At 53.1% G+C, this 8,756-nt stretch carries 11 protein-coding genes; 10 read left to right on the top strand and 1 reads right to left on the bottom strand.

Features of this window, described 5'->3' with window-relative positions; genetic code table 11:
* The 5 genes from RMSM_RS34750 to RMSM_RS34725 form a co-directional block, all read left to right on the top strand.
* Positions 1-363: phosphatidate cytidylyltransferase (locus tag RMSM_RS34750; protein ID WP_040771113.1), on the top strand; the 363-nt coding region annotated here is incomplete at its 5' end.
* The gene (locus RMSM_RS34745; protein WP_052031946.1) at positions 360-980 is read left to right on the top strand and encodes a CDP-alcohol phosphatidyltransferase family protein; all 621 of its coding nucleotides are present in this window, start codon (positions 360-362) and stop codon (positions 978-980) included. The genes RMSM_RS34750 and RMSM_RS34745, both read left to right, overlap by 4 nt.
* 1,267 nt (positions 981-2,247) lie before the next feature.
* Positions 2,248-3,402, top strand: coding sequence for a thiolase C-terminal domain-containing protein (locus tag RMSM_RS34735; protein ID WP_008708803.1), 1,155 nt, complete (start codon positions 2,248-2,250; stop codon positions 3,400-3,402).
* 65 nt (positions 3,403-3,467) lie between these two features.
* Positions 3,468-3,920: a PhlB family protein gene (locus RMSM_RS34730; RefSeq protein WP_008708801.1), complete on the top strand. Its 453-nt coding sequence runs from the start codon at positions 3,468-3,470 to the stop codon at positions 3,918-3,920.
* A 35-nt stretch (positions 3,921-3,955) separates the two neighbouring features.
* On the top strand, positions 3,956-4,252 hold the full coding sequence (locus RMSM_RS34725) for a hypothetical protein (RefSeq protein ID WP_040771111.1): 297 nt from the start codon (positions 3,956-3,958) through the stop codon (positions 4,250-4,252).
* Here the strand turns inward: RMSM_RS34725 and RMSM_RS41605 are convergent.
* Entirely contained in the window at positions 4,249-4,413 is a 165-nt protein-coding gene (locus RMSM_RS41605) for a hypothetical protein (protein WP_160168442.1), read from the bottom strand. The two genes, RMSM_RS34725 and RMSM_RS41605, sit on opposite strands and share 4 nt — an antisense overlap.
* A gap of 97 nt (positions 4,414-4,510) precedes the next feature.
* On the opposite strand from RMSM_RS41605, the gene RMSM_RS34715 reads away from it, so the two are divergent.
* The 5 genes from RMSM_RS34715 to phaC all read left to right on the top strand — a co-directional run bounded on the left by RMSM_RS34715 (position 4,511) and on the right by phaC (position 8,704).
* Positions 4,511-4,948, top strand: coding sequence for a hypothetical protein (locus tag RMSM_RS34715; RefSeq protein ID WP_008708796.1), 438 nt, complete (start codon positions 4,511-4,513; stop codon positions 4,946-4,948).
* Positions 4,930-6,111 (top strand): thiolase family protein, encoded by a 1,182-nt coding sequence (locus tag RMSM_RS34710; RefSeq protein ID WP_008708794.1) that lies wholly within the window; start codon positions 4,930-4,932, stop codon positions 6,109-6,111. The genes RMSM_RS34715 and RMSM_RS34710 overlap by 19 nt, the downstream gene beginning before the upstream one ends.
* Positions 6,112-6,155: 44 nt before the next feature.
* On the top strand, positions 6,156-6,617 hold the full coding sequence (locus RMSM_RS34705) for a hypothetical protein (protein WP_008708792.1): 462 nt from the start codon (positions 6,156-6,158) through the stop codon (positions 6,615-6,617).
* A 130-nt stretch (positions 6,618-6,747) separates the two neighbouring features.
* Entirely contained in the window at positions 6,748-7,542 is a 795-nt protein-coding gene (locus tag RMSM_RS34700; RefSeq protein WP_008708790.1) for a beta-ketoacyl-ACP reductase, read from the top strand.
* A gap of 73 nt (positions 7,543-7,615) precedes the next feature.
* Positions 7,616-8,704, top strand: a complete 1,089-nt coding sequence (phaC, locus tag RMSM_RS34695) for a class III poly(R)-hydroxyalkanoic acid synthase subunit PhaC (RefSeq protein WP_052031945.1) — start codon at positions 7,616-7,618, stop codon at positions 8,702-8,704.
* Positions 8,705-8,756 lie beyond the last annotated feature (52 nt).

Below are 8,756 nucleotides of genomic sequence, written 5' to 3'. Positions count from 1 at the left end.
GAAATCAATGACATCGCTCAAGCAATGGTGGGACGACGATTTGGACGCCGAAAACTGACCACGGTTTCACCCAAGAAAACATGGGAAGGATTTCTGGGTGGAATGATCGTCACCTCGGTCACCGCCATGTTGCTAGGTGCATGGTTGACCGCGTTGCCGCCGTTGCAGTGCCTAACCGCGGGACTGCTGCTGTCCATCGCGGGGCAGATGGGCGACCTGAACATGTCGGCAATGAAACGTGAAGTCGGAGTCAAGGACAGCGGAAACCTATTACCGGGACAAGGCGGAATTCTGGACCGGATCGACAGTTTGACGTTCACAGCGCCACTCTTTTTCTACTACTTCCTATGGATGAATCGATGAGTTCGACTGCTGATACCGACGCCGTGTCCGTGCCTTTGCCGCCGGATCGATGGGCGACACTACCGAATGCACTTTGTGTCATTCGATTTTTCGGTTCTTGGATCATGGTCGGTCTTGCCGTCGCCGGTTTTCCGCAGTGGGTTGTTGGATTCTTCCTTTTCCTTGCTGCGACCGATTGGGTAGACGGAAAACTGGCGATTCTGCTCAACCAGCGTTCCTCGATCGGCCCCAAAATTGACACCATTGCCGATGTGACACTGTACGCTTGTTTGCTACTGTCGCTTGTATACCTTCGCAGCGATCTGCTGGTGCAAGAATCTGGATGGATCGGACTGGCGTTGCTCAGTTACGCCGGTTCGTGCGGCTTCAGTCTGATCAAGTTCAAGCAATTTCCCAGCTACCACACGCGAGCCGCCAAGACATGTTGGTTGCTAATGATCGCTGGAGTCATCGCGGTCTTTCTGCAATGGTCGACTTGGCCGCTTCGAATCGCCATGCTCGGCGTCACACTGACTAACGTCGAAGCGATGCTAATCACGGCCACATTGAGACACCCACTATCGGATATCCGATCGTTTCGACAAGCACGCCGAGAACGACATCGCCCTGCACCGTAAATCGCAGCGATTCGTTTGCGACCCACGTTGTGCTACGCAAACGTTCGGAAACATATTCGGCGTTTCAAACATTCTCCGAAGAACACGCGTCCTACGTTGACGCTTTGGCTGTTGCGGTAGAGCTTTCTGGACATGTCGTAGATCGACCATCAGCTTTAGAGGTAGTGGACGAGGTTACGAGTCCCCGCGACTTATCACATGACGGGACTCGTGACCTCGTCCATTACGGTGAAAGCCCTTCCGCGAAACGAATTTCAACAAACTTCTACCGTCGAGTTTGCTACCGAACACTGCCTAACTTTTGGATGCAGCTTTCCAAAAAATGATTAAGTAAACCACACGTCGATGGCCATCGACACAGCATGTTCGGTAATCTTGTTTGCTTGATTTGTCGCTTAACACGAGTGTCCCGTTGCTGTGAGTAAACTGTCGCATTAACAAATGCGTGGGAATGTGCGAACCATACTTCGCGAAGCGACGATCTGCACTAATTTTTGCAAAACAATTTTGATGGTGAAGCCACCCCACCAATACCCGCCGCGATCGCCTGAAATGGATCGTTCAGCCAAGCGGCATGTTGTCGAGTTCTTTCGCCTAACTTCACAAAACGAAGTCTCAAAACGCGTTTCCTTCATGTGCCGTGCGGCAATCATGCTTCCGCAGCGGAGACAATAAGGGGGCGACGGGAGACCGCTATTCAGAGTGCCGCTCGATGCATCGTTAACAATCCATGTTTGCTGTGTGTGGATTGTCTCACTTGCGTGAGCATCATGCTCGCAACCGATCAAAATGATCGTCACTAAGATGGCGACGCCGAGATCCCTAGCAACGTCATTGATGTCACAAAGCCCACCTTTAGCTGATTGGGTTTGCCAAGCCCTTTTGCTTTGGCATTAAGAATGCGCAAGCGGCGATGCGCAAAAAGCACGCACAGCCCAGACGCAGTCGCATGCAACTCCGGAAGGCATTCACAGAATGTCGCCTAACTCATTGATCGCATTGCAAACCAAAGCCGTTGGCTTGCGCGTTGTTTTCGTTACGCCGGAGAAAGTTGCATACGAGCTCAACCTGCTATCCATGCGATTCGCCGATCGGTGTTTCAGGGAATCCCCCATATGCAACGTTTATCCCCCCGCTAGATTTCAACCCGGACACGACGCTGCTTGACGCAGTGTGTGGCGAGCAACATTTTTATGTGTCGAGTGCTATCAACGTTGACGACCAGGTTGGCGAAAGAACTCTTAAACACAGGGATGGGAATCGGATCATGCGAAATGTTTCAATTCTTGGTGTTGGGCAAACACCGGTGGCAAAGCACGAGAATCAGTCGATTCAGTCGCTGGCTCGCAAAGCGTGTAGTGCCGCATTGTGCGATGCCGACGTGAAGCATGTTGACGCGATCTACGTTGGCAACATGTTGTCGAGCGAAGTGACCGGCCAATCTCATCTTGGGCCACTCATTGCGTCTGAGATTTCTAATGACGGCGTCGAGTGCATGACGGTCAATGCCGCTTGCGGCAGCGGCGGTGCAGTGGTTCGCCAGGCCGTGATGGCGGTCGCCTCGGGGACTCACGAAGTCGTACTTGCCGTCGGCGTTGAAAAGATGACCGGAATCGCACGCGAAACACTGACGCGTGCTTTGGCGGCCGCAGCCGACTACGAACGCGAAGTCACGAACGACGCCAGCTTCATCACGCTCAACGCCTTGCTAATGCAGCGTTACTTATACGAATACAACGCGATGCGAATGGACTTTTCGGTGTTCGCCGAAGTCGCTCATCGAAACGCCGTGTTCAATCCCAACGCACGATTACGCAGTGAATGTTCAAAAGAACAATATTTAACATCACCGATGGTGGCTGACCCGATCGGATTGTACGACGCCAGCCCGATCGGTGATGGTGCCGCGGCCGTCGTGATTTGCAGTCACGAATATGCAAAAAACCGTGACAACGTGGTCAACGTGATTGGCAGCGCAAACGCCACCGATACGCTCAGCGTCCAACAGCGAAAGGACCCACTGTGGTTGCAAGCTGCCGAGGATTCCACACTAGCGGCCATGGAACAAGCCGGCGTCCGTCATGACGATATTGATCTACTCGAACTCCATGATGCGTTCACGATCATTGCGGCACTCAGTCTCGAATCGAGCGGGTTTACAGCACGAGGAACGGCGCCGCAATTTGCCAGAGAACGTGGTATCGATCGCAACGGTGGATTGCCGGTCGGTACGTTTGGCGGCTTAAAAGCACGCGGTCATCCCGTCGGTGCGAGTGGAGCTTATCAAGTCGTCGAAGCGACTTTGCAATTACGCGGCCAGGCGGGGCCCAATCAGGTTCGCAATCAGTCGATTGCGATGACACAGAGTATTGGTGGCAGCGGGGCGACGGTCGTCACGCACATTTTGCAACGGTCGACTTGAACCACGGACGTAGTCGAGTGTTACGGCATTGGAGCCGGCAATTTTTACTTCATGGGAAGCGTGTTATGAACACCCTTTATCTCGATCAAAATCCGGCGACGGTAAAGCGTCCGCCACTGGTCGATAGAAGCGTTGGTTTTTGTCGTCGCTGCGGTCGCTTGGCGGATGAACATGAGCAAATTTGTTCCCGCTGTGACTACGACGGGGTCGATGCGGTGTCGCAGTTTGGTGAAGTCTATTCGTACACCACGGTCCGAGCTTGCAAACCGCAAAACACGGCAAACAAGATCGATGGCAAAGCCAGTGGCAGTTGCCAGGAGAGCCTCGACGACCAATGGGTGTTGGCCTTGATCCAGCTGTCCAACGGCGCGTTGGTGACGGCAAAGCTAGTTCCGCCGCGGGACGATCTTCACATCGGATTGCGTGTCAAGTTTGTTCCTAACCCACCGTCTGCGACGCACACCGGCAATGGACTGTTCTTTTCACTCGTGGTTAACCAAAGGGAACTCGCATCCTAAACCGCGTTATTTTCAATTCATGGAGTCTCGCAAAGATGACCGCACTGTCTCTCGATCAAAACCAATCATCAATCTTAGTTTCAACTCGGCTTCCGATGGAGGTCTGTGACGAAACCGGTTGTGTGCTGGGGAGAATTGTTCCCTATGAATCCTCACCTCCTTCGATCCTCGACCTCAACACCGCCACTGCGGTCGGCAATGGCAAACCAGTGATCCAGATGCCGTTCCCCCCGGGACGACTGCCCGAGGATCACTGGGTCCAGTGCTGGGACGAATGGTACCAATCCCACGAAGAAGATGAAGAGGACGAAGAACTGCCTCAGACCGACTAGCCATCACGACAAGCCTTTGTCCAAACGACTGGGCTCACCCAATACACCATCAATTTATTGGCAGCAAAGACGGGTTCGGTGGCTTTAATTCGCGGCTCGACGTTGCCCATCGGTCCGTCCCCGCTGCCAGGCATCATTTGAATCCGGGTGCCTGGCATCATTTGAATCCTGCTTTCCCACAACATTTGTCGGTGGCAAACGTATTGCAAACCGTCTCTATCTACCCCCTTTGATTTGAACCCCGAACGAGGATCCTTTATGGCAACTGCAAGCGAACCCACCAGCAAATTATTCGAGCAGGCTTTTGACAGCTTTCGCAAAGCGACGCAGTCGGCCCTGCAAATGCAACAAGAATCCTACGGACAATACGCCAAACTGTGGTCGGCAGGATTCCCTGGGGCCGACACGGCTTGGAACAGCAAAACACAAAATGTGCAGCAAGAATGGGCCAATACGGTCACCGATTTGATGCAGAAACATCGCGCGATGCTGGACCAGCAATACCGCGCCGGTATCAAATCGCTCGAGGAGGCGTTTCGTGTCGCTGAGTCTGAAAACCCCGAACAGCTACGTGAACGATGTGAGTCGCTCTGTCGCAGTGCATTGGACTTGATGAAAGAGACATCCGAAACCCAAATGCAACAGTTCCAAGAAGCGATGAACAAATGGATTCAAGTATGCCAAACGAAGCCCTAATCGTCGCGGCAGTCCGCACGCCAATTGGTGCCCTCGGCGGCGTGCTATCGACGGTGCCCGCCACCGAATTGGGGGCGACCTGTATCCGCGAATTGCTTCAGCGAAGTGGCGTGGCGGCTGACGAACTTGACGAAGTGATTATGGGGAATGTCGTCAGTGGCGGAATCGGACAAAATCCGGCCCGGCAGTGCTCGATTTATGCGGGCGTGCCGGCGTCGGTAGGAGCCACGACAATCAACAAGGTTTGTGGCTCGTCACTCAAAGCCGTGATGTTTGCCGAGCAAGCAATCCGGCTTGGAGATTCGCACGTCGTCATTGCCGGTGGTACCGAAAGCATGAGCTTGGCACCGTACTTGTTACCGCAAGCACGCCAAGGATATCGCATCGGTCATGGAAAATTGATCGACTCGATGATCCAAGACGGGCTGTGGGATGCATACGGCAACGCACACATGGGGACCTACGGTGATCAATGTGCAGCGGAGTATAGCTTCAGCAGGGAAGAGCAGGACGCATTTGCCATCCGCAGCTATCTACGCGCCCGCCAAGCGACAAGTGAAGGGATCTTTGACGACGAAATCGTTACGGTAAGCGTCCCCCAGCGAAAGGGGACGAAAGAGGTTAGCGATGACGAAGAGCCCACCCGATTCAACGAAGACAAGCTGCGCGAGCTACGCCCAGCATTTAGCGAGCAAGGCACCGTGACGGCCGGAAATGCATCCAGTGTGAATGATGGGGCAGCCGCATTGTTGGTTGTATCCGATTCACACTGTGCAAGTCTGCGTCTTCGCCCCATTGCTCGCATCGTCGGCTCGGTCACTTTTAGTCGTGAACCCGAATGGTTCACGATCGCCCCGATCGGCGCGATTCATAAATTGGTTGACAAAATTGGCTGGTCGATCGACGAGGTGGACCTGTTCGAAATCAACGAAGCGTTCGCCAATGTTGCGATGGCTGCGGCACGTGACTTGAAAGTGCCCGAGGACAAATTGAACATCTACGGCGGAGCTGTCGCACTCGGTCATCCCATCGGTGCCACCGGAGCAAGAATCCTGGTAACGCTGTTGACCGGGTTATCTTGCACCGGCGGTAAACGTGGCATCGCTTGCCTGTGTATCGGCGGTGGTGAAGCGGTCGCGATGGCCGTCGAACGCATGGAATAAGTCTCTTTCTATTTACCCCCCAAGATCAGCACGAGACCTCGAACATGTCGACTCACCCCGGACCGAATCCTGCGGCGAATCCATTCGTTGAACCCTATGTCGAGATTTGGAATCAATTTCTCGAACAGGCGAATGAAACAACTCGGCGAATGATGCAAAGCGATGATGGGCACGCCGATCCAAGACTTTGGCAACGACGATGGATGCAAGCGACAAGCCAAAGTATCGACGCTTATCTTCGCAGCCCGTTCTTTCTGAACGCCATGAAACAAAACATGGATGCGATCATTGAAACCAAAATGAAAGTCAATGATCTACAAAAAGAGTTTACGCGGAATGCCAATATCCCAACCGCAAGCGATATCAGCGGATTGTTTGAACGTGTGCGAGGGATGGACGAGATGATCCTGGCCCGTCTGAGTGAAATTCAAGATCGGCTCGACAAAATCGAGTCGGCTTTACAAGACGATACCGATCGCAACACGCGGGATACACCTAAGAACTGAAGCAACAAAGTTTCGGTTCAGTCGGATCATTTGCCAGGCGAGAGGTCCAGCAAGCACTGCAGAACCGGGGGATCACCGATTCCGCGTGTTCAAACAGCAATTCACCCCAACCCATGTTAGGAACCATTCGATGTCGGCGGAGCTACAACAAGTCACCTATGAACCCTTTGAACAACCCTGTTTGACGTTACAAGGGAAAAAGGCACTGGTCACCGGAGGGTCGCGAGGCATTGGCAAAGCAATCGCGTTGACACTGGCCGCGCAAGGAGCGGATGTCGCATTGACCTATTACACCGGTTGCAAATTTGCCGAGGACGTCTGTGCACAAATACGTGATATGGGCCGGCTGAGCGGATGTTATGCACATGACATCGGTGATCGTGAAACCGTCGACGAGCTGCGTCCCCACGTGCTCGAGGACCTTGGACAAGTCGATATTTTGATCAACAACGCAGGAATCGCGCGAGATCGATCGTTCAAGAAAATGTCGATCGAGATGTGGGACGATGTCTTGGCAGTCAATTTGACGGGTGTCTTTCATATGGCCAAACAATTTGTCGACGACATGGCCGATCGTGGTTGGGGGCGGATCGTCAATATCAGCAGTGTTGTCGGCGAGGTTGGAAATTTTGGACAAGCGAACTATGCGGCCGCCAAAGCAGGGGTGTTGGGATTAACGAAAACGTTGGCCCGCGAATACGCGCGCAAAGGAGTCACGGTAAACGCCATCGCACCGGGCTTTATCAAAACTCGCATGATGCAGGGGATTCCAGATAGTGCGCTGCAAGCGGTCATCAACCAAACTCCGATGGGACGTTTGGGTGAGCCTAGCGAGATAGCCGCCAGCGTCGCTTTCCTCTCGTCACCCGCGGCCGGTTTCATCACCGGACATGTGCTGGATGTCAACGGCGGGATCAAGATGTAGCAAGGGAACGTCCTTTCGGCCACACAGATCACGCCTCTTTCCTTTCACTCACCGCTGCAATGGAAACCTTACAATGACGCCTCTATTGGATATGTTCTTTGACTACCAAAAAATGGCTTGGCAAGAAACATTTCGCATGCAAGAGCGAATAATGAATGCGACCAAGGTGCCCAAGATTGCCGGCAATGTGCAAATTGCACACTCGCCACACGATGTCGTGTACGAAGAAGATTCGCTGCAATTGTTACGATTCCGCAACGACTCGGTCGATTTGGGCGAACCGATTCTGATCTGCTACGCGTTGGTCAATCGTCCCTACATTTTGGACCTCGAAGCGCGGCGAAGCGTTGTCCGACAACTACTGAAACGGGGGTTCGATGTCTATTTGATTGACTGGGGCATCCCCACCGCAGCGGATCGTTCACTGAGTTTGAAAGATTATATCTGCGGCTTTTTGAAAAACGTCGTCGACTTTGTTTGCGATCTTTCGGATTCGCCGCAGGTCAATCTGCTCGGCTATTGCATGGGCGGAACGATGTCCACGATGTTCACGTCGTTGTATCCCGATCAAGTTCGCAATTTGATCCTGATGGCAGCTCCGATCGATTTCGATGATACCGGGGGACTGCTGAATCTATGGACCCGAGAAGAGAACTTTGATGTGGATGGGCTGATCGACGCGTTTGGTAATTGTCCGGGTTCGTTTCTGCAGTCAACATTCCAGTTGCGGGACCCTATCTCAAACTTTGTGGCCAAGTACCAAAGTTTTTATGAAAAGCTTGATGACGAAGACTTTTTGGAAAACTACTTCGCGATGGAACATTGGGCGAATGACAATATACCGATTGCTGGCGAAACATTTCGCGAGTTCGTCAAAAAACTGTATCAGCGCAACGAGTTGGTCAAAGGTGAATTCCGCTTGAACGGAAAACCGGTTCAGCTTAGCAAGATCACCTGTCCGCTGCTAATGCTGGTCGCCGACCGGGATGACCTTGTACCACCGTCGTCGACATTGGCAATCGAACAGTATGTTGGATCAAACGACGTCCAAGCAATGTCAATCGACGCGGGGCATATTGGATTGGCCGTGGGGTCCCGGTCGCATCGCCAACTGTGGCCCAACGTCGCCATGTGGATCGCCGACCGGTCGACCAATCGATAGCGGCCGGGAAGGGTTGGTGCCGATGGGTGCTCGATCGGGCTCTATTCGTATT

This window comes from Rhodopirellula maiorica SM1, assembly GCF_000346295.1.
In the GTDB taxonomy this organism is placed as follows: Bacteria; Planctomycetota; Planctomycetia; order Pirellulales; family Pirellulaceae; genus Novipirellula; species Novipirellula maiorica.
This window is presented reverse-complemented; position numbering and strand designations above follow the sequence as displayed.

Bases quoted from the DNA above. Each gene is read 5' to 3' on its own strand.
- RMSM_RS34745 (WP_052031946.1), top strand. From the start codon at position 360: ATGAGTTCGACTGCTGATACCGACGCCGTGTCCGTGCCTTTGCCGCCG.
- RMSM_RS34735 (WP_008708803.1), top strand. From the start codon at position 2,248: ATGCGAAATGTTTCAATTCTTGGTGTTGGGCAAACACCGGTGGCAAAG.
- RMSM_RS34730 (WP_008708801.1), top strand. From the start codon at position 3,468: ATGAACACCCTTTATCTCGATCAAAATCCGGCGACGGTAAAGCGTCCG.
- RMSM_RS34725 (WP_040771111.1), top strand. From the start codon at position 3,956: ATGACCGCACTGTCTCTCGATCAAAACCAATCATCAATCTTAGTTTCA.
- RMSM_RS41605 (WP_160168442.1), bottom strand. From the start codon at position 4,413: ATGATGCCAGGCACCCGGATTCAAATGATGCCTGGCAGCGGGGACGGA.
- RMSM_RS34715 (WP_008708796.1), top strand. From the start codon at position 4,511: ATGGCAACTGCAAGCGAACCCACCAGCAAATTATTCGAGCAGGCTTTT.
- RMSM_RS34710 (WP_008708794.1), top strand. From the start codon at position 4,930: ATGCCAAACGAAGCCCTAATCGTCGCGGCAGTCCGCACGCCAATTGGT.
- RMSM_RS34705 (WP_008708792.1), top strand. From the start codon at position 6,156: ATGTCGACTCACCCCGGACCGAATCCTGCGGCGAATCCATTCGTTGAA.
- RMSM_RS34700 (WP_008708790.1), top strand. From the start codon at position 6,748: ATGTCGGCGGAGCTACAACAAGTCACCTATGAACCCTTTGAACAACCC.
- phaC (WP_052031945.1), top strand. From the start codon at position 7,616: ATGACGCCTCTATTGGATATGTTCTTTGACTACCAAAAAATGGCTTGG.